Annotated in this window: 18 protein-coding genes; 9 read left to right on the top strand and 9 right to left on the bottom strand. The window is 31.0% G+C overall.

The annotated features are described in order from the left end of the window. The first annotated feature begins 105 nt into the window (after nucleotides 1–105). Nucleotides 106–2,355, top strand: coding sequence for an inorganic phosphate transporter (locus B0I03_RS03840; protein WP_111566147.1), 2,250 nt, complete (start codon nucleotides 106–108; stop codon nucleotides 2,353–2,355). A gap of 52 nt (nucleotides 2,356–2,407) precedes the next feature. Here B0I03_RS03840 and B0I03_RS03835 read toward each other — a convergent pair whose 3' ends face one another. Beyond that, nucleotides 2,408–3,307 (bottom strand): NifU family protein, encoded by a 900-nt coding sequence (locus tag B0I03_RS03835; protein ID WP_111566146.1) that lies wholly within the window; start codon nucleotides 3,305–3,307, stop codon nucleotides 2,408–2,410. 327 nt (nucleotides 3,308–3,634) lie between these two features. Here B0I03_RS03835 and B0I03_RS03830 point away from each other — a divergent pair, with 327 nt between their 5' ends. Further along, nucleotides 3,635–4,630, top strand: a complete 996-nt coding sequence (locus B0I03_RS03830) for a PorP/SprF family type IX secretion system membrane protein (RefSeq protein WP_111566145.1) — start codon at nucleotides 3,635–3,637, stop codon at nucleotides 4,628–4,630. A 63-nt stretch (nucleotides 4,631–4,693) separates the two neighbouring features. Continuing rightward, nucleotides 4,694–5,206 carry a gamma carbonic anhydrase family protein gene (locus tag B0I03_RS03825; RefSeq protein WP_111566144.1) on the top strand — a complete coding sequence of 171 codons (513 nt, stop codon included), beginning with the start codon at nucleotides 4,694–4,696 and terminating at the stop codon, nucleotides 5,204–5,206. Here B0I03_RS03825 and murI read toward each other — a convergent pair whose 3' ends face one another. The 8 genes from murI to B0I03_RS03785 form a co-directional block, all read right to left on the bottom strand. After that, nucleotides 5,207–5,986 (bottom strand): glutamate racemase, encoded by a 780-nt coding sequence (gene murI, locus B0I03_RS03820; RefSeq protein WP_111566143.1) that lies wholly within the window; start codon nucleotides 5,984–5,986, stop codon nucleotides 5,207–5,209. It abuts the gene before it with no gap. 74 nt (nucleotides 5,987–6,060) lie between these two features. Continuing rightward, entirely contained in the window at nucleotides 6,061–6,567 is a 507-nt protein-coding gene (locus B0I03_RS03815) for an OmpH family outer membrane protein (protein WP_111566142.1), read from the bottom strand. Between the two features lie 24 nt (nucleotides 6,568–6,591). After that, entirely contained in the window at nucleotides 6,592–7,608 is a 1,017-nt protein-coding gene (locus tag B0I03_RS03810) for an OmpH family outer membrane protein (protein ID WP_181452339.1), read from the bottom strand. 115 nt (nucleotides 7,609–7,723) lie between these two features. Then, a complete protein-coding gene (gene bamA / locus B0I03_RS03805; protein ID WP_111566140.1) occupies nucleotides 7,724–10,438 on the bottom strand; it encodes an outer membrane protein assembly factor BamA in 2,715 nt (904 codons plus the stop codon). Beyond that, nucleotides 10,368–11,111, bottom strand: coding sequence for an isoprenyl transferase (locus B0I03_RS03800; protein ID WP_111566139.1), 744 nt, complete (start codon nucleotides 11,109–11,111; stop codon nucleotides 10,368–10,370). Before B0I03_RS03800 ends, bamA begins: the two co-directional genes overlap by 71 nt. A 1-nt stretch (nucleotide 11,112) precedes the next feature. After that, a complete protein-coding gene (gene porG / locus B0I03_RS03795) occupies nucleotides 11,113–11,796 on the bottom strand; it encodes a type IX secretion system protein PorG (protein ID WP_111566138.1) in 684 nt (227 codons plus the stop codon). Nucleotides 11,797–11,916: 120 nt separating this feature from the next. Beyond that, nucleotides 11,917–12,801 carry an NAD kinase gene (locus B0I03_RS03790; RefSeq protein WP_111566137.1) on the bottom strand — a complete coding sequence of 295 codons (885 nt, stop codon included), beginning with the start codon at nucleotides 12,799–12,801 and terminating at the stop codon, nucleotides 11,917–11,919. 11 nt (nucleotides 12,802–12,812) lie between these two features. After that, nucleotides 12,813–13,472, bottom strand: a complete 660-nt coding sequence (locus tag B0I03_RS03785; RefSeq protein ID WP_111566136.1) for a CBS domain-containing protein — start codon at nucleotides 13,470–13,472, stop codon at nucleotides 12,813–12,815. 94 nt (nucleotides 13,473–13,566) lie between these two features. Here B0I03_RS03785 and B0I03_RS03780 point away from each other — a divergent pair, with 94 nt between their 5' ends. The 6 genes from B0I03_RS03780 to tig all read left to right on the top strand — a co-directional run bounded on the left by B0I03_RS03780 (nucleotide 13,567) and on the right by tig (nucleotide 19,829). Next, on the top strand, nucleotides 13,567–14,280 hold the full coding sequence (locus tag B0I03_RS03780) for a pyridoxine 5'-phosphate synthase (RefSeq protein WP_111566135.1): 714 nt from the start codon (nucleotides 13,567–13,569) through the stop codon (nucleotides 14,278–14,280). Between the two features lies 1 nt (nucleotide 14,281). Next, nucleotides 14,282–15,046, top strand: coding sequence for an alpha/beta fold hydrolase (locus B0I03_RS03775; protein ID WP_111566134.1), 765 nt, complete (start codon nucleotides 14,282–14,284; stop codon nucleotides 15,044–15,046). A gap of 122 nt (nucleotides 15,047–15,168) precedes the next feature. Beyond that, the gene (locus B0I03_RS03770) at nucleotides 15,169–16,401 is read left to right on the top strand and encodes an OmpP1/FadL family transporter (RefSeq protein ID WP_181452338.1); all 1,233 of its coding nucleotides are present in this window, start codon (nucleotides 15,169–15,171) and stop codon (nucleotides 16,399–16,401) included. 17 nt (nucleotides 16,402–16,418) lie between these two features. Next, on the top strand, nucleotides 16,419–17,981 hold the full coding sequence (locus B0I03_RS03765) for an SGNH/GDSL hydrolase family protein (RefSeq protein WP_111566132.1): 1,563 nt from the start codon (nucleotides 16,419–16,421) through the stop codon (nucleotides 17,979–17,981). A gap of 76 nt (nucleotides 17,982–18,057) precedes the next feature. Continuing rightward, entirely contained in the window at nucleotides 18,058–18,402 is a 345-nt protein-coding gene (locus tag B0I03_RS03760) for a phage holin family protein (RefSeq protein WP_111566368.1), read from the top strand. A gap of 101 nt (nucleotides 18,403–18,503) precedes the next feature. Then, nucleotides 18,504–19,829 (top strand): trigger factor, encoded by a 1,326-nt coding sequence (gene tig / locus B0I03_RS03755; RefSeq protein ID WP_111566131.1) that lies wholly within the window; start codon nucleotides 18,504–18,506, stop codon nucleotides 19,827–19,829. Nucleotides 19,830–19,872 lie beyond the last annotated feature (43 nt).

Below are 19,872 nucleotides of genomic sequence, written 5' to 3'. Positions count from 1 at the left end.
AGAAAATTATTTTAAATAATTGTTTTTGGATCAATTGATAACATTAAATTAACGTAAATCTAAATTTCTTAAAGGAATTTTGCATCGAAATTAATTCATAGAAAAATGGAACAAATTTATATTATAATGTTAATCGCATTAGCGATTCTTGCAATTACCGATTTGATGGTAGGAGTAAGTAATGATGCGGTTAATTTCTTAAACTCAGCAATTGGTTCTAAAGCGGTTTCGTTTAAAACTATTATGATTGTAGCGAGTTTAGGTGTTGCTGTTGGAGCCCTTTATTCTAACGGTATGATGGAAATTGCACGAAACGGAATTTTTACACCAAGTATGTTCAGTTTCAACGATGTAATTATCATCTTTTTAGCGGTTATGATTACCGATGTGTTATTGCTTGATGTGTTTAACACCTTAGGACTTCCTACATCAACAACGGTTTCAGTTATCTTTTCTTTGTTAGGTGCTTCTGTTGTTTTAGCTGTTTACAAAGTGTATGTTAGTGGTGATAGTTTTGGTACATTAGGAAAGTATATCAATACTGAAAAAGCTTCTGAAATTGTTTATAGTATCTTACTTTCTGTAGCATTATCTTTTGCTTTAGGTTCGTTAGTGCAATATGTTTCAAGATTAATTTTTACTTTCCATATCGAAAAAAGATATAAGTATGTAGCAGCACTTTTTGGTGGAGTTGCCATGACAGCTATTACCTTTTTCATTTTGGTAAAAGGATTAAAATCAATCACATTTGTACCTTCTGAAGTAAAAGATTTTATCAAAGAAAGTCCGTTTACAATTATTGCATATTCATTAATTTTATGGACAATTGTTTGTCAATTATTAATTAGTGTTTTTAAATACAGTGTTTTTAAATTCATTATTATCGTTGGTACTTTTGGATTAGCACTTGCTTTTGCAGGAAATGATTTAGTAAACTTTATTGGTGTGCCAATTGCTGCTTATCAAGCTTTTGAAATTTGGGCTGCACCAGGACAAACAGTTGGAGCAACTGAATTCATGATGTCAGGTCTTGAAGAAGAAAATTTACCAGCTCCTTTTATCTTTTTAGCATTGGCTGGATTAGTAATGGTTTATACATTATGGACGTCTAAAAAAGCTAAATCAGTAATTGAAACTGAGCAAAATTTATCAAGACAAGGTGAAGGAAACGAAAAATATAATGCTAATACGCTTTCAAGAAACATAGTTAGAGCATTTATGTATCTTGGAAATATTATTAGTTTTATTTTGCCAAAATCGTTACAGAAAAAATTGGACGCACAGTTTGTTCAACCAGAATATACTGGAAAAAGAGATGAACAACCTATGTTTGACATGGTTAGAGCTTCTGTAAACTTAATTGTAGCTTCGATTTTGATTTCTATTGGAACTTCAATGAAATTGCCATTATCTACAACTTATGTGACTTTTATGGTGGCAATGGGTTCGTCTTTTGCAGATAGAGCTTGGGATAGAGAAAGTGCTGTTTATCGTGTTGCGGGTGTTTTTAATGTAATTGGAGGTTGGTTTGTGACGGCTTTAGCTGCATTTTTATCTTCTGCTATTATTGCTTACATCTTATTCATTGGAGAAGTATTTGCTTTCTTTGCTTTCATGATTATAGTTGCCATTTTCTTTTATAGAAGTAACCAAATTCATAAAAAGAAAGTAAAAGAAGAAGAAGAGATTAAAAGTTTAAGAAAAGAAGACATCGTAACATTAAAAGAAATGATTACAGAAAGTTCTTCTCAAATTTCTAAAGTATTAAGAAAAACCAGTGCATTATATTCTAATGTTGTTGATAACTTAGGTTTGCAAGATTTAGCTAAACTAAAAGAAAATAAAAAATCATTAAAGAAGCTTGAAAAAGAAATCGACGAATTAAAAAGTAATGTTTTTTACTTTATTAAGAATTTAGATGAAAATTCAGTAGAAGCGAGTAAGTTTTATATTTTAATTCTAGGTTATTTGCAAGACATGGTTCAATCGATTGATTTTATTACTTCTAGTAGCCATTCGCATGTAAATAATAATCATAAGAAATTAAAATTCAATCAAATTAGAGATCTTAAAACTGTAGATACTCAATTACAAGAATTATTCGGTCGCTTAGAAGAAAGTTTTACCACTGAAGATTTTTCTAAATTAGATGAAATTTTAAGAGATAAAAAGGTGTTTTTAGACACGGTTTCTGAATTAATTACGAAACAGATTGCTAGAATTAGAACTACTGAAACAAGTCCTAAAAACAGTAAATTGTATTTTGCATTACTTCTTGAAACAAACGATTTGATAAAATCTATTATGAATTTGTTAGAGTTGTTTAAAGAATTTAATCAGCAAAACAAGAAATAAGAAATAAAAAAAGAGCCGAAAGGCTCTTTTTTTATTTCTAAACTTTAAAAAATTATCCGTTGATAGCTTCTACTTTAATTGCTTCGTCTTTCAGCATGTCTTTTAACATGTTTTCAATTCCATTTTTCAATGTAAAAGTAGATGAAGGACAACCACTACAAGCACCTTGTAAAACTACCTTAACTCTTTTTTCTGTTGGGTCAAAAGATTCAAACATAATATTTCCACCATCGCTTTGAACAGCAGGTTTAACGTATTCTTCAATAATGTTGATAATTTGTTGTGATGTAACATCAAGAGTATCAAAATAAGCCTCTTGTTGTTTTTGATGAATTTCTGTTTTTACAATCGCAGTTTCATCAATTACAATGTTTCCGTTTTCAATGTACTCTTTAATGAAAGTTCTTAATTCAAGTGTAATTTCATCCCATTCTGTTATGGCAAATTTGGTAACCGAAATGTAATTTTCGTCAATGAACACTTCTTTTACGAAAGGAAATTTAAATAATTCCTTTGCTAAAGGAGAAGCCGATGTTTCATCAATGTTTTTACATTCAAGAGCAGTTTTAGTTAGTAATTTATTACTAACAAATTTTAGAACCGATGGGTTAGGAGTTGTTTCTGCGTATATTGTAACAGGTTTTTTTTTGGTTTTATTTTCTTCTACTTGAATGATTACGCCACCATTTGAAATGAATTCATTGATTTGATTGGCTACATCTTCTTGAACATCTTCCCATTCTACAATAGAAAATTTTTCAATTGCAATGAAATTTCCAGAAATATAAACTGTTTTTACAAAAGGAAGAAAAAATAATTGTTTGGCTAATGGAGAATTTTGCGTTTCATCAATATTTTTGAATTCAAAATTCTCTGTTCTTACGATAATTTCATCCAATTCAAATTTTACAATGGCTGGATTTTGAGTTATTTTAGTTGCTATTACTTGCATGGTAATTAATTTTTTGCAAAGATACAAAGTTCATTACACATGTTAGTTTATTTTAAAAGCATACTTAATTTATTTAACTTTTTATTAGATTTTGATGAATTATTAAGTTGATTTTTTTGATTCTTTTTCCAAACATTAAAAAAAAGATAAATTAATGGTAAGAATATTTTAAGCGAATTGTAAAAGAAACACAAAAATTTATATCTTTGGCAAGTTCGTAGTAAAAAGCCATATTTTTATTGTTTTTTACTAATAATGTTCTAATTTTAAAACCTAGATGTTTTATTAGGATAGTAAGAAATATGTTTTCATTAAACAATAACTACAATGAATTTTAAAAAGAGTTATTTTATTTTAGCGTTTTTATTGGCACAATTCTCATTTGCCCAAGAAGGAGTAGCTGTTTATTCTGATTATTTATCAGATAATTATTATTTGATTCACCCTTCAATGGCAGGAGCTGCTAATTGTGGAAAAATCAGATTAACAGGTCGTCAACAATGGTTTGGTCAAGAAGACGCACCAGCGTTACAAACAATTAGTTTTAATACTGCACTAGACGAAGATGGTAGATCTGGATTTGGTATGGTTTTGTTTAATGACAAAAACGGGTATCATTCTCAAAAAGGAGCTAAATTAACCTATGCGCACCACTTAAGATTTTCAAGAGGTACTTTAGATTTGAATCAACTTTCATTTGGTTTAAGTACAGCTTTTGTACAAAGTACTTTAGATGGAACTGAATTTACTGGGTTTGATCCAGCGGTTGTTCCTGGTGTAATTACTAAAGATGCCTATTTTAATGTAGATTTAGGGGTTTCATATCACTATATGGATTTCTTTACTCATTTTACAATTAAGAACTTTTTAGCAAATAAAAGAGAATTGTATACTGATGTTGAGTCAGATAATTTAAGTAAATATCTTTGGAGTGCAGGTGCTGTTTTTGGAAACGAAAATGATTTATTATTTGAACCTTCATTCATGTTTCAATATACTACAGAAACAAAAGAAAAAGCGATTGATTTAAACTTGAAAGTTTACAAGCAATTAGAATTTGGTAGATTATGGGGTGGATTATCTTATAGAAGAAGTTTTGACGGTGCTCAATACGCATCTGACGGTTCTTTAGAAGATCAAAAGTTACAATGGATTACTCCAATAGTTGGTTTAAATTATGATAAATTTATGTTCTCATACACTTATTCTCATATAATGGGTGATGTGAAATTTGACAATGGAGGTTTTCACCAAATTACTTTAGGGATGAATATCTTCTGTAAAGATAAAGCTTGGGATTGTAACTGTCCTGCGGTTAATTAAAAATAGAAATTTCAATTATATTTGTCCCGATTTATCGGGACATTTTTTTTAAAAGTATAAAGTATGTTAATTAAAGAGGTTAACGGGAAATACCCACAAATCCCTGAAGATTGTTACGTAGCCGAGAATGCTACAATTGTTGGAGAAGTTACTTTTGGGGCTAATTGTAGTGTTTGGTTTAATGCGGTTATTAGAGGTGATGTTAATTCAATAACAATAGGAAACAAAGTAAATATCCAGGATGGAGCAGTTGTTCATTGTACTTATCAAAAACATCCTACTGTTATTGGTAATAATGTTTCAATAGGACATAACGCCATTGTACATGGTTGCACTATAAAAGACAATGTTTTAATCGGAATGGGAGCTATTGTAATGGATAATTGTGTTATTGAAAGTAACTCAATTGTAGCTGCGGGTTCCGTTATTACACAAAATACAGTTGTAGAATCGGGTTGTATTTATGCAGGAGTTCCAGCAAAGAAAGTTAAGGATATTGATCAAAGTGATTTTGCTGGAGAAATTGAACGCATTTCAAATAACTACGTTATGTATTCAGGTTGGTTTAAAGATTAGCTAAAAATTCTTATAAAGCACTTTTTCATTATGATTTAAGATAGTTTCTAAAACTTCAGGCTCGCTATTCGTGTAGAATATTTGCGAGCTTTTTTCTTTTGATACATTTAGTAAATGGTTTTGCTCTAATATCTTATGCGTTTGCTTTGCTACCGCTTCTCCAGAATCAATAATTTTGATGTGTTGCGGTAGTATTTTTTGAATTTGAGGAATTAAATAAGGATAGTGACTACACCCTAAAACTAAATAATCAATGTTTTTTTCAATCATTGGTTTTAGATAACTTTTTAATAGTTCTTCCATTTCTGGTGAATTGATATCGCCGTTTTCTATTAGTTGAACTAATCCGTGACCTATTTGCTCAATTATTTTGACTTCTGGGTGGTTTTCTACACTTTTATGAAATAATTCGCTATTAAGCGTTCCTTTTGTGGCTAAGATTCCAATGGTTTGTGTTTTCGATTGTAATGCTGCAGGTTTAATTGCAGGCTCGATACCAATGAATGGAATATCGTATTTAGCTCTTAATTCTTTTATAGCATTGGTTGTTGCGGTATTGCAGGCAACAACAATAATTTTACAATTTTTTTCTAAAAGAAATTCCGTGTTCTTACAGCTAAGCGCTATAATTTCATCCTTAGATTTTAAGCCATAAGGAGCATTTTTACTATCTGCCAAATAAATGGTGTTCTCATTAGGCATTAAAGCATGTACTTCTTTCCAAATAGAAGTGCCGCCAATGCCCGAATCAAATAAACCTATAGGATTTTCATTTTTCATAAGAACAAAAATAAAAAAAAACTGCTCAATCCAAATTTAGATTGAGCAGTTTTTAAAATTCTAAGTTGAATTAATTAGAAACCTAATTCTTTTTTTACGTCAGCTAATAAGTCAATTCCACCTTCAGCAAACAAAACTCCTGAACCAGTTGTAGCATCTAAAACATAGTTAACACCTTTTGCTTTTGCTACTTTTTGAATTGCTTTTTGAGCTTTTTCCATAATAGGTTTAATTAAGTCCATTTCTTTTTGACCTAATTCTTTTTTAGCTGTTTGTTCAAATTGTTGAATACGGCTACCCATGTCTTGCATTTCTTTAGAACGTGTTTCGTTTAAAGCGTCACCAGCAGTTGGAGCTTCTTGCTCGTATTTTTGTAATTTAGTTTGGTATTCTGCTACCATGTTTTTGTAATCTTTATCGTAAGTCTCCTGAATTTTTTTCATTTGATCTTGTGCCGTTTTCATTTCAGGCATTGTAGTCATTAAGGCTTGTACGTCTATATGAGCAACTTTTGTTTGAGCTGAAACCTGTGTTCCAATGAAAAGTACGATTGCGATTGCTAATGTTTTTAATTGTTTCATTTTTAATTGTAAAATTTAAGTTATTTAATCTTTATTCTCTGTTTCTGTTTTTTGTTCTTTTGCTTTTTTTGCAGCTTCTTTGTCTGCAGCTATTTTTTTCTTTTTATCTTCTATAGCTTTTTTGCGCTCTTCTAATTTTTTATTTCTATCGTCAATTGCTTTTTGTCTAATTTCAGCCGGCGTAGGTTTTTTTTCTTCGGTGGTAACTTTTTCTTCACCACTATCTTTTGATTCTTCTTTGTTGTCTGCCTCTTTAATGTCTTCAGAAGATTTATTTTCAATTACTGTGCCATTTTTTTTAGCATTACGTTCTTCAAGTAATTTTTTTCTTTTTTCTGCGGTATCAGCTTTCTTTTGTTCATTAGCTAATTTGCGTTCTTCAATTAGTTTTTCTCTTGCTGCTTTTTTTTCATCTAAGATTCTTTGTCTTTCTGTATAAGCAGGATTTTCTTCAAGAGATTCTTCTAAAGCATCTTTAGCTTCTTGAGCTTTTAGCTGTTTTTTTGTCATTTCTTCTCTTTTTTGAGAAGCTGCTAGTTTTTTTACTACATAATCACTTATGTCGTATTTTTGAGCAGCAAATAACATCGTTAAATCTGAAGATTTGTCAAAAATAAAATCATATTTTCTTTGTTCGGCAACATCTTGAACAATAGTAAAAATTTGATCTTGAATAGGTTTAACTAAAACAGATTTTTGAATAATTAAATCACCTTGAGGTCCAAAACGCTTTTCTTGATATTCAAGAAGTTCTTTTTCTAAGTGTCCAATTTCTTCTTCTCTTTCTTCAATTAATTCTTTGGTTAATAAAACGCGTTCTGTTTTTAAAGCGTCTTTTAACTTTGTTATTTCGGTTTTTTTAACTTCTATTTCTTGCTTCCATTTTTGTGCTTTTTGTTCTAATTGATTGTTTGCATCAGCATAATCAGGCACTTTTTCTAAGATATATTCCATATCTATATAACCAATTTTAACTCCTCTAGCTGTTTGTCCATTAGAAGAAAAAGAGATTAAAGCAAGTATAAATAATAGTTTTTTCATTTCAATTTAATTTTGTTTAGTGGTTGAATCAGTCTTCGATTCTACTTTGATAAATGTCAAACGCAATAAATGATAAAATATTTTTACGAATTTAACAAAAAAGTACTAACAAACCTTAAAATTGTTGTCCAATAATAAAGTGTGTTTGCCAACCACTTTTAACTGTTTCTCCTGGGATAGCATCAAAACCGTGTGCAAAATCAATTCCTAATAACCCAAATGCTGGCATAAATACACGTACACCAACTCCTGCTGAACGTTGAAGTTTAAAAGGATTGTATTGTTTAAACTTGTCGAATGCAGAACCTGCTTCTAAGAAACTTAAAGCGTAAATTGAAGCGGACTGATTTAAGGTGATTGGATATCTTAACTCTAATGAAAATTTGTTATAAATTGTTCCTCCATCTTGAGATGATAATGAGTTGTTAGGATATCCTCTTAATTGAATTACTTCTCTGCCGTCTAATGAGAAGTTAGCTAAACCATCACCTCCAAGGAAGAATCTTTCAAAAGGTACTAAACCTCTGTTTGTATAAGCTCCCATGAAACCAAATTCTGCATTCGTTCTTAAGACTAATTTTTCATAAACTCTCGTGTACCAGTCTGCTTTGAATTTAACTTTGTAATATTCTAACCAATTGTATCTTTTTTGGTCTACTTTTCCTCGGTCTACTGCAGCACTCAAATAGTCGTTTTCTGGATCCGAATCACCATCATTTACTGGATTACCATCTTCATCTAAGTAATCTCCAATATTAATATTTGCGCCATTTGGAGCTTCTCCAGCTTCCGTTGCTCTATCTTTGTACTCTTTTAAATTTTCTAAATTATCATAATCAACCCCATTAAATAAAGAATATGGTAGAGTAAATTTTCCAGAAATACTAAATTCAGAACCTGTAGTAGGGAAAATTGGATTTACACCTTTACTGTTTCTAGATAAAGCAATTGTATAGGCTAAGTTTCTTGATGCTCCATCTCCAAAAGTAAATAATCCAGTGTTGTAATTATTTAAATCATAATACTGAAATGATACAGCTTGAGATAATACAAAATAGTCATCTGGAACAGTAAGTCTTTTAGCAATTCCAACTGAAAGTGATGTAATGTTAAAACTTTGACTTCTATTTACATCTCTTGATCTGTAATTGTATAAGAATTGTTTACTGTGTGATAATGATGTTGAGAAACTCACAGGTTTTTTACCTCCAAACCATGGTTCAGAGAAAGATAAACTATATGTTTGAAAGTATGAGCTTCCTTGTAAACGCAATGCCATTTTTTGACCATCACCCATAGGAAGTGGTTTGTAAGCATCTTTTTTAAACATTTTTCGAGCAGAGAAGTTATTGAACGATAGTCCTAACGTTCCAATAAATCCACCACCACCATAACCACCTTGTAATTCTACTTGGCTTGAACCTTTTTCTACAACACTATACTCAATGTCAACAGTTCCAGCTTGTGGGTCAACATTTTTAAAATCGGGTTTAATAGCTTCAGGGTCAAAGAAACCTAATTGTCCAATTTCACGAATAGAGCGTATTAAATCTTCTTTGCTGTACTTTTGTCCAGGTTTTGTTCTTAATTCTCTATAAATTACGTGGTCGTTAGTTTTATCATTTCCTACAACAGTAATTTTGTTGAAATAGGCAATTGGACCTTCTGTAATTCTAATTTCAAAATCAATTGTGTCATTTTCAGTTCTTACCTCAACCGGGTTGATACTTGAAAATAAATAACCATTGTTTTGGTATAAGTTTGTTAAATCTTCTCCATCTGGTTTTGATTGGTCTGCAATTCTTTTTTGAAGTAAGGTTCCATTATAAACGTCCCCTTTTTTAATACCTAAAAGCGAATTAAGTTGGCGTTCTGTATATATTGTATTTCCAAGATAGCGAATATCTCCAAAGTAGTATTTTCTTCCTTCTTCTAATTTTACTTTAATCGATACGGTATTAGATTTTTTATCATAGGTAACAGAATCATAAATAATTCGGGCATCTCTATTCCCTTTTTCTTTGTACTTATCAATTACGGCAGTTAAATCTTCTTTGTATTTTTCTTTTATAAATTTCGATTTTTTATAGAATCGAACAAAATTACGTTGCTTAGTATTTTTAAAAGCTTTTTTAAGTTTTGAATCGCTCAACTGTTCATTGCCTTCAAAATCTATACTTTTTACTTTTACTTTGTTGCCTTTATCAATATTTACCACCATTTTAACTTCGTTACCTAAGCTGTCTGGAATAGTGTTGATTGCAACTTTTGCTTGATAATATCCTTCTTTTTTATACTTGTTTTCGAAGTAATTTTTTGTAGTTGTAATTAAATTTTCGTTAACGATTTTACCTTTTTTTAAGTCGGCATCTTTAATTAGTTCTTCAATTTTTCCTTTTTTTACACCTTGAATTTTAACTTCAGATAATTTAGGAAGTTCATTAATATTAAGTTCTAAAAAGATACTATCTCCTTCAATTTTATTAACATAAAAATTTACATCAGAGAATAATCCTAATTTCCATAATTTTTTAATGGCAGCACTAATGTCTTCTCCAGGTACAATTATTTGTTGTCCTTTTTCTAATCCAGTAAAAGTAGTAACGGTTTGTTCGTTATAACTGATTTTTCCAGTAACATCAATTTTAGCTAATATATATGATTTTCCACTTTCTAATTTTGTTTCTTGAGCAAAAAGCGAAGAGCTGAATAGTAATGTAAATAATGTAAATAATGGTAATCCTTTTTTCAACATTTTTTTAAGGTATAATTTGTTCGCTTGTTTTTCCAAATCGGCGTTCACGTTTTTGATAACTAATAATTGCTTCATACAAATGGGTTTCTGAAAAATCTGGCCAAAGTACATCTGTAAAATAGAACTCGGCGTAAGCTATTTGCCATAAAAGAAAATTGCTTATTCTATGTTCGCCACTTGTTCTAATTACCAAATCTACATCGGGTAAATTGTGTGTGTAAAGATGCTGATTAATAATTGATTCGTCAATAGCCTCTTCAGAAATTATATTATTTTTAACTTTGTTCGATATTTTTTTAACAGCTTGAATAAGTTCTTCTCTAGCACCATAACTAAGTGCTAATGTTAGTGTCATCCTAGTATTTTCGGCTGTTTTACTAATTACTTCTTGTAATTCTTTTTGAACGCTATCGGGTAAATTTGTTAAATTTCCAATGGCATTTAATTTAATATTATTAGTTTGTAAAGTCTTAATTTCCTTTTTTAACGAAGAAACTAATAGCTTCATTAAAGTGTCAACTTCCATTTTTGGACGATTCCAGTTCTCAGTAGAGAAAGCATATAAAGTAAGGTTTTGGACTCCTAATTTTGCGCAGCTTTCAACTGTTTTTCTTACTGATTTTGTGCCACTTTCGTGTCCAAGAGCTCTAAGTAATCCTTTTTGTTTTGCCCATCTGCCATTTCCATCCATGATAATTGCTAGATGTTGTGGAAGTTGGTCTTTATTTATTTTATCTAATAATTCCATCTTATTCTGCACAAAAACATGGGTTTTGCCCAAATGTGTAAGTTAACGTTAATCCAGTAAATACATACCAGTCATTACTGTTTTTATTTCCAAAACGTAAGCTCTCAAAATTGTCATTTTCAGGATTACTTCCATCTAAATTGTCTGTAAAGGTGTATCTAAAACCAACTTCTGCTCCTATAATAAAATTGCGAAATAATCGAGCTTTAACTCCTAAAACCATAGGAATTGCAAAAGTACTATCTTGATAGTCCACTTTACTATTGTTGTCTAAAATGTAAATTTCATCATAGATAAAATAGCTCAAACCAGAATAAACATAAGGAGATATTTTTGGATCACCATCATGCAAATCAAAATCCATAAAATTGAATTCTAAACCAGCTGAAAACTCTTTTACGCTATTTTCAAATGAATTTCCTCTTAAGTTTCTACTAGGTACATCACTATCTATGTCTTTAGAGGATAGTTTTCCTTGCGTGTATGAAAATCTATAAGCATGTCTTGGGCTTCTATTCCATTTATATAATATCCCAATTGAAGGTTCGTTTGGAGCAATATAATCTGTTGGTCCAATATCTCCAATATAGTTTGTTCCTCCAACAAATACTCCCAATTCATTGATTTGAGAATAAGCGTTGAAACCGCAGAAAATCAGTAATATATAGAATAAAAAGTGCTTCATTTTTTAAAATAGTTTGCAAATATAACAATATTGACTTCTTATCCCTATTTTATGGGATTTTTTTGTTGTCGTTTAATAGGCTAAAAACGTTAAAAAATGAAAAATGATATAAAAAGAGTGTTAATTTCTTTTGTCTTCTCCCCAAAGTAATTTTTTTCTAATCGTATTTAGGAACGATTCTTCTTTAAATTCAATTATTGAAATGGTAAAAGGCGATTTTTTTATTCGAACAATAGTATCTTTTGAAACAGCAGAAATTCTCGAATCTAATGAAATTAAAAACTGCTCTTCTCTTCCAGAAATTCTAAGTTCAATTTCCATATCATCTGTTATAACTAGAGGTCTGGCGTTTAAGTTGTGTGGTGCCATTGGAGTTATAACTAAGCTTTCTACATTTGGAGTTAAAACGGGTCCGCCACAGCTTAATGAATATCCAGTTGAACCAGTTGGGGTTGAAACAATTAAACCATCAGCCCAATAGGATGTAAGATATTCTCCATTTAAATAAGTAATAATAGTAATCATCGAAGTGGTGTCTTTTCTTGCAACCGTAACTTCGTTTAGTGCAAAATCTAATTCTCTAAAATTGTCGTATTCAGGAGAGGTTTCAATGCTTAACAAGGTTCTTTTAGAAATGGCATAATCGTTATCTAATAATTTTTGCAAAAGAGGCTCAATATTATCAAACTGAATCGTTGCTAAGAAACCTAATCTTCCTGCATTAATTCCAATAATAGGAATGTTTTTATCTCTAACAAAAGTGGCTGCTTTTAAAATAGTTCCATCGCCACCAATACTAATTAATGCTTTGTAATCAGTGTTTAGGGTGTTGTAACTCGAGTAGGTTTCGTAGTTTTTCGAAACAATATTTTTTTCTTTTAAAGTGGCTAAAAAATGAGCTTCAAATGCAATTTCAATCTCTTTTGATTCTAAAAACGAAACTACTTTTTGTACTGTTTCAGCTGTACTATTTTGATAATATTGACCAAATAATGCTATTTTCATTACGATCTATTTTAAATATTTAAGTATTTGTCTAAGTAATCTGAACGCTCTTTTAAGCTGTTTAAATAGGAATCTTCCTGATGTTCCGAAATAATTTCATATTCATAACGTCTAAAAGTTTGAATAATATCGTTTAATCCGCTTTGACTAATTTTTACAGTAATTTCTACTTTATTTCCTACAACATTCGAAATAAATAATCCTAAAATTTTAGCATTATTACTTTCAACAATTTGGGCTACTTGACTCATAGAAAATTTATCCGATTCTTTTTCTACCACTATAATTCCGCCTTCTTCTTTCAAAAATGGTGTTTCGTGAAAAAAACGAATTACATCTTCAAGTTCATAATATCCTAAATAAGCATTTTTTTCATCTAAAACTGGAATTAGGTTACTTTCATTTTTAGCGAAAATTTCTAAAACATCAAGCCAAATAGTTGTTGTTCTAACAAAAAAACGTTCAAAATGAAATCGGCTATCATTAATAATGGCATCGCTATTTATAAGTTCTACGTTTTCTTTACTAACGCATCCTATATATATACCATCTTCGGTAACTGGAAAATGTGTGTAAGGAAAATCCAAAAACAAATTCTGTGCTTCCGCGATAGAATCGGTGTGTTTTAGCGGTTTTATTTCGTTATTGATGTAGCTTGTTAAATTATTCATTGTGGATGTGATGAAAATATATCGCAAAATAATCAAAAAATCCCACATGCTAGCTAACTTATACTTTGTATTTTTGTATAAATTAAAAATTATTATGACAAAGTTATCCGTAAACATTAATAAAATTGCGACACTTCGAAATTCAAGAGGAGGAAATGTGCCTGATTTATTGAAAGTTGCAAAAGATATTCAGCAATTTGGAGCCGATGGAATTACCATTCATCCAAGACCTGATGAAAGACACATTCGTTATCAAGACGCTCGCGATTTAAAATCGGTAGTCTACACCGAATATAATATTGAAGGAAATCCGCAACATAATTTTATTGATTTGGTTTTAGAATGTAAACCAACACAAGTTACGTTGGTTCCAGATGCTATTGGAGCTTTAACATCCAATGCGGGTTGGGACACAATAAAACATCAATCGTATTTAATAGAAGTAATTCAAGAGTTTCAAAGAAATGGAATCCGAACTTCTATTTTTGTGGATGCCGATGAAAAAATGATTGAAGGAGCAAAAGCAACCGGAACAGAAAGAATTGAGTTGTACACAGAATCTTTTGCGCACGAATATGGTTTAGGAAACAAAAACGGAATTGAGCCTTATGTGAAAGCAGCAATCAAAGCGAATGAATTAGGATTAGGTATTAATGCTGGGCATGATTTGAGTTTGGATAATATTAAGTTTTTCAAAGATAATATTCCGGGATTGCTTGAAGTTTCGATTGGTCATGCTTTAATTTCGGAATCTTTATATTTAGGATTGGAAAATGTAGTGAATATGTATCTTCAAAAATTGAAATAAGATGTTATTGCATTCAAGAATAGAAGGCGAAGGAAAACCTTTGGTAATTATCCACGGTTTTTTAGGAATGTCAGACAATTGGAAAACTTTAGGAACTCAATTTGTTGCTGATGGTTTTCAAGTGCATGCTTTAGATTTGAGAAATCACGGTAAAAGTTTTCATTCTGAAGATTTTTCATACGATATTATGGTTGAAGATGTAAAGCAATATTGTGATTATCATCAACTAACAGATATCAATATTATAGGACATTCGATGGGTGGAAAAGTTGCAATGCTTTTGGCAACAACGTATCCTGAATTGGTTTCCAAATTAATTGTAGCCGATATTGGTCCGAAATATTATGCGCCACATCACCAAACCATTTTAGCGGCTTTAAACGCTGTTGATTTTTCAAAAAAACCGAGTAGAGGAGAAGTAGAAGAAGTAGTTTCAGTTTATATTAAAGACTTTGGAACAAGACAGTTTTTATTAAAGAATTTGTATTGGGAATCTCCTGAGCAATTAGCTTTTCGATTTAATTTAGAAGTTTTTAATGATAAGATAGAAACTATTGGAACGGCTTTGCCATTTGAGAATGTTTTTTCTAAAGAAACATTGTTTTTAAGAGGTGATAAGTCAGATTATATTTTGGATAGCGATTTTGAAACCATTTACCATCATTTTCCAAAAGCAAAAATTGAAACGGTAAATAATGCTGGGCATTGGTTACATGCAGAAAATCCAAAAGATTTTTATTTGTATGTAATAGATTTTATTAAATAAAAGGGCAAAAAATTATGCATGCATAATTTTTTTGTTAAAAAAATTGTAAAATTCATATTTTGTTATAATTTTGAAGTATTGATTATAACAAACAAAGAAAAAAACTAACACATTTTTACATTATGAGAAAATTACTTTCTTTAACATTATTGGCTTTGGCTGGCTCTACTGCTTTTGCAGGTGGATATAGAGTAAGTATTCAAGGTCAAAAGCAATTGGCTATGGGACACACGGGTGTTGCGGTAGTAAATAGTGCAGAGGTTGCTTTTTTCAATCCAGCAGGGATGGTTTATTTGGACAAAAAATTCAACTTATCAGTAGGTGGAAACGGATTATTTGCAAATACAAAATTTCAAAACTCTCAATATGGTTGGGAGGCAGAAACTAAAAACGTAGGAACTCCTTTTAGTATTTATGCAACTTATAAATTAAATGATTGGTTTACTGCTGGTTTGGCAGTTTATACTCCATACGGAAGTGCTGTTGAATGGGATCAAGATTGGCAAGGTTCTCATTTAGTAAACAACATCGATTTGCAAGCTATCTTTGTTCAGCCATCTCTTTCAATTAGAGTGGGAGAACATTTTAGTGTGGGTGGTGGACCTATTCTTGCTACTGGTTCAGTTAATTTTAATAGAAATGTAGATAGATCGACTACTAATTCTCAAGGAGAAAGAACAGATTTAACAATTGAATCAAAAGGAATTACAGCTTGGGGTTATACAGCTGGTTTCATGTTTAATCCAACTGATAAATTAAGAATTGGTATGAACTACCGTTCTGAAATTATGATGGAGGCAAGAGATGGAGATGCAACTTTTAATGACTATCCAGAATTTGGAACTGCTCCAACAACTAAATTTAATGCTGATTTACCTTTACCAGCTGAGTTAACAGTAGGTTTGTCATATAAGTTTACAGATAAATTTTTAATGGCATTTGATTACAACAGAGCAATGTGGAGTGTGTATAAAAACTTAGATGTTGATTTTACTAATCCAGATTTAGTAGATTCTCATAATCCAAGAAATTACAAAAATTCTAGTACTTACAGAGTAGGTATGCAGTATGCTGCAAATAATAAATTTACATTCAGAGCAGGTTGGTATTTTGACGAAAGTCCAGTTCAAGATGGTTATTTTGCGCCAGAAACCCCAAGAAATGATTCTATGGGATATACAGGAGGTTTAACATATCAAGTAAACAGTAAATTAGGTATTGATGTTTCGTTCTTATACTTACATTTTGATGAAGTTGATAATTCTTATGATTATGTAAGTGATGGAAGTAGTTTTGAAGGTACATACAAGTCAGTTGTATTTTCACCTGGAATTGGTATAACTTACGGGTTTTAATTTTTAATATTAGAGAGATGAAAAATAAATTTATATACTTAGCTATTTTAGCTGCTGGTTTCGCTTCATGTGAGCCAGAATTTGAAAACGAAGTAGGTGCAAATTATACTTCAGGTGATGCAGATTTCACAACTTATGTGGCTGTTGGAAATTCATTAACAGCAGGTTACATGGATGGTACGGTTTCAAGAGGAGGACAAGCTTATTCTTTTCCTAATTTATTAGCACAACGTTTTGCATTAGTAGGTGGAGGAGAATTTACTCAGCCTTCTTATGCAGATGATGTAAACAATTTAGGTGGATTAACTTTGGGAGGAATACAAATTGGTTCAACAAGATTAGTAATTGATTATTCTCAAAGTCGTCCAGAAAATTTAGTTGGAACACCTACTATTGAGGTTTCAAATTTACAAGCAACGGCTTATAATAATATGGGAGTTCCTGGAGCAAAATCATTCCATTTAGTGGCTTCTGGTTATGGTAATTTAGCAGGTGTTGCTCTTGGTCAATCAAATCCTTATTTTGTTAGACACGCAACTACTCCATCAGCTACGGTTTTAGGAGATGCTATGTCTAAAAACCCAACATTCTTCACGAATTGGATTGGAGCAAATGATGTTTTATCGTATGCAACAAATGGTGGTGCACAGTCAGACGGTGTAACTCCTGCAGCTGATCACAACACAACAGGAAATATGAATCCTGCTACTTATGGTGGAAATGATATTACAAATTCAACTGTTTTTGCAAGTGTATATTCTACTATAGTTAACACTTTAATCTCGGGTGGAGCTAAAGGTGTTGTAGCTACAGTTCCAAGCGTAACTTCTATTCCTTATTTTACAACAGTGCCTTATAATGCATTACCTGCAGAAGCAACATCTTCAAACGCAACTGCAATTGCGTTATATCAATTTTTAGCAGTTGCTACAGGAGGAAGAATTTCTCCATTAAATACTGCAGCGGGTACTAAAAATCCGGTTTTAATTAAAGATAATGATTTAACTGATATTAGTAGTACAATTCAAGCTTATGCAGCGGGTTCTGGAAATCCATTATTGATGGCTAATGCAGCTGCATTAGGTGCAATTTACGGTCAAGCAAGACATGCTACATCAAATGATTTAGTGGTGTTGCCAGCAAGTTCAATAATTGGTCAGCCAAATGCTTCAGCTACAGCTCCTTTTAATATTAATGGTGTTACATGGCCTTTAGCAAATAAGTGGGTGTTAACAGCTAATGAGAAGACTAAAGTAGCAAACGCTACTGCTTCTTATAATGCGGCAATTGTTTCAATTGCAAATGCAAATGATTTAGCTGTTGCTGATATGAATGCTATCATGAATCAATTAATTAGTGGATTAAGAGTTGAAGATGGAACTATCTATACCGCAAATTATTTCTCTGCTGCAACAGCGAGTACTGTTTTGTTTTCTCTAGATGGAGTTCATCCAAATCCTCGTGGATATGCGGTTATTGCTAATGAGATTCTAAAAGTTATTAATAGTCATTACAACGCTAATTTACCAATTTATACAGCGGCTAATTTCCCTGGTATTAATATTGTGCCAACAAATTAAGCTTTCAAATAAATATTTAAAAAAGGCATCATTATTGATGCCTTTTTTTGTAATTTTAAATTTTAAAGAAATAAATATGAATTTAATAATTAAACTTCTTATCAGTACAATTGTAGTTTTTGTACTTTCTTATTTTTTACCAGGTGTTCATGTTACTAATTTAACAGGCGCTTTAATGGTAGCGGTTGTGTTAGGTTTGTTGAATACTTTTTTAAAACCAATTTTAGTCCTACTTACAATTCCGGTTACTTTGCTTACGTTAGGTTTGTTCTTACTGATTATCAATGCGATTATCATTTTAATTTGTGATTATTTTATTGTAGAGTTTAGAGTTGATGGTTTTTTAACAGCATTAATTTTTAGTGTTCTGTTATCAATTACTCAGTCAATTTTAAATAAAATATTTGTTAGCGAGGATTAATTTTTAGCCAATTGAATTTCAGTAAATTAAAAACTTGTTTGGGTTGCAAAAATTCTATAATTTTGCAACCCAAATTTTATGGTACTTAAACAAAAGAAATAATGAACATTACAAAAACGCAAGTTGATGATTTAAATGCTATTGTAACAGTAGCAATTACTAAAGAAGATTATTCAGATAAAGTAGAAAAAGTATTAGCTGACTATAGAAAAAATGCTGCTATTTCTGGTTTCAGAAAAGGAGCTGTTCCAATGAGTTTAATCCAAAAACAATATGGTAAAGCTGTTTTGTTAGAAGAAGTAAACAAAGTATTACAAACGTCTCTTAATAACTATTTAACTACTGAAAAATTAGATATTCTTGGAAATCCACTTCCAAAAGTAACTGAAAGTATCGATTGGGATGCGGAAAATTTCTCTTTTGATTTCGAATTAGGATTAGCACCTCAGTTTTCAGTTGATTTAACAGCTAAAAACAACGTTACAAAATTCAACGTTATCGCTGATGATAAAATGTTGAATGAGCAAGTAGAAAGAATCCAAAAACAATACGGAAAATTAATTTCTCAAGCGGAAGTAAAAGCTGATTTTGAAGTTAGAGGAACTTTTACAAACGAAGAAAAAGGAATCAACGCTCCAGCTAACTTTGGTTTAGATATTTTTGCTGATAAAAAAGCGGCTAAAGCTTTCATCGGTAAAAAAGTTGGTGATGTTGTAACTATCGGAACTAAAGGTTTATTCGATGACGATCACAAATTAATGGATTACTTAAAAGTAGGTCATGATGATGTTCACGGTTTGGATATCAATGTTGATTTTACAATTGAAGAAATCAATGAAATTGAAAAAGCAGAATTAAATCAAGAATTATTAGATAAATTATTCGGACCAGGAGTTCTTTCTTCTGTTGAAGATTTAAAAGCTAGAATCAAAGAAGATGCTGAAGCGCAATTTGCACAACAAGCAGATCAAAAATTCTTAAACGATGTTACGGAATTTTTAATCGAAACTACAAAATTTGATTTACCAGAAGCATTCTTAAAAAGATGGATTCAAAATGTAGGAGAAACTCCTTTAACTGCTGAACAAGCTGAAGAAGAATACGCAAGATCTGAAAAAGGATTACGTTTCCAATTAATCGAAGGAAAAGTAATGGCTGAAAATAATTTACAAATCACTTTCGAAGATTTAAAAGCACATACTGCTGAATTAATCAAGAAACAAATGGCGCAATTTGGTCAATTAAATCCTTCAGAAGATGAAATTAACGGAATTGTAGCTCGTGTAATGTCGAACCAAGATGAGGTAAAACGTTTATCTGAACAAGTAATGAGCGAAAAAATCTTAGGTCTTTACAAAGAGAAAGTAAAAGCTAAAACTAAAGAAGTAAATTACGAGCAATTCATCAAAGAAATGTACGGAGAATAATATCTCACAAAAAATAATTATCTTTGAGCGTCAGACTAGTTTT

Source organism: Flavobacterium aquaticum (assembly GCF_003259835.1).
Classification (GTDB): Bacteria; Bacteroidota; Bacteroidia; order Flavobacteriales; family Flavobacteriaceae; genus Flavobacterium; species Flavobacterium aquaticum.
The sequence above is the reverse complement of the archived record's forward strand: the minus strand, read 5'-3'. Positions and strand labels throughout refer to the sequence as shown.

What these genes read in the sequence shown, in the direction of transcription:
- B0I03_RS03765 (WP_111566132.1), top strand. Translation starts at nt 16,419, where the DNA reads ATGAAAAATAAATTTATATACTTAGCTATTTTAGCTGCTGGTTTCGCT.
- B0I03_RS03830 (WP_111566145.1), top strand. Translation starts at nt 3,635, where the DNA reads ATGAATTTTAAAAAGAGTTATTTTATTTTAGCGTTTTTATTGGCACAA.
- bamA (WP_111566140.1), bottom strand. Translation starts at nt 10,438, where the DNA reads ATGAAGCAATTATTAGTTATCAAAAACGTGAACGCCGATTTGGAAAAA.
- murI (WP_111566143.1), bottom strand. Translation starts at nt 5,986, where the DNA reads ATGAAAAATGAAAATCCTATAGGTTTATTTGATTCGGGCATTGGCGGC.
- B0I03_RS03835 (WP_111566146.1), bottom strand. Translation starts at nt 3,307, where the DNA reads ATGCAAGTAATAGCAACTAAAATAACTCAAAATCCAGCCATTGTAAAA.
- B0I03_RS03840 (WP_111566147.1), top strand. Translation starts at nt 106, where the DNA reads ATGGAACAAATTTATATTATAATGTTAATCGCATTAGCGATTCTTGCA.
- B0I03_RS03785 (WP_111566136.1), bottom strand. Translation starts at nt 13,472, where the DNA reads ATGAATAATTTAACAAGCTACATCAATAACGAAATAAAACCGCTAAAA.
- B0I03_RS03800 (WP_111566139.1), bottom strand. Translation starts at nt 11,111, where the DNA reads ATGGAATTATTAGATAAAATAAATAAAGACCAACTTCCACAACATCTA.
- porG (WP_111566138.1), bottom strand. Translation starts at nt 11,796, where the DNA reads ATGAAGCACTTTTTATTCTATATATTACTGATTTTCTGCGGTTTCAAC.
- B0I03_RS03825 (WP_111566144.1), top strand. Translation starts at nt 4,694, where the DNA reads ATGTTAATTAAAGAGGTTAACGGGAAATACCCACAAATCCCTGAAGAT.
- B0I03_RS03760 (WP_111566368.1), top strand. Translation starts at nt 18,058, where the DNA reads ATGAATTTAATAATTAAACTTCTTATCAGTACAATTGTAGTTTTTGTA.
- B0I03_RS03780 (WP_111566135.1), top strand. Translation starts at nt 13,567, where the DNA reads ATGACAAAGTTATCCGTAAACATTAATAAAATTGCGACACTTCGAAAT.
- B0I03_RS03770 (WP_181452338.1), top strand. Translation starts at nt 15,169, where the DNA reads ATGAGAAAATTACTTTCTTTAACATTATTGGCTTTGGCTGGCTCTACT.
- B0I03_RS03790 (WP_111566137.1), bottom strand. Translation starts at nt 12,801, where the DNA reads ATGAAAATAGCATTATTTGGTCAATATTATCAAAATAGTACAGCTGAA.
- B0I03_RS03810 (WP_181452339.1), bottom strand. Translation starts at nt 7,608, where the DNA reads ATGAAAAAACTATTATTTATACTTGCTTTAATCTCTTTTTCTTCTAAT.
- B0I03_RS03815 (WP_111566142.1), bottom strand. Translation starts at nt 6,567, where the DNA reads ATGAAACAATTAAAAACATTAGCAATCGCAATCGTACTTTTCATTGGA.
- B0I03_RS03775 (WP_111566134.1), top strand. Translation starts at nt 14,282, where the DNA reads ATGTTATTGCATTCAAGAATAGAAGGCGAAGGAAAACCTTTGGTAATT.
- tig (WP_111566131.1), top strand. Translation starts at nt 18,504, where the DNA reads ATGAACATTACAAAAACGCAAGTTGATGATTTAAATGCTATTGTAACA.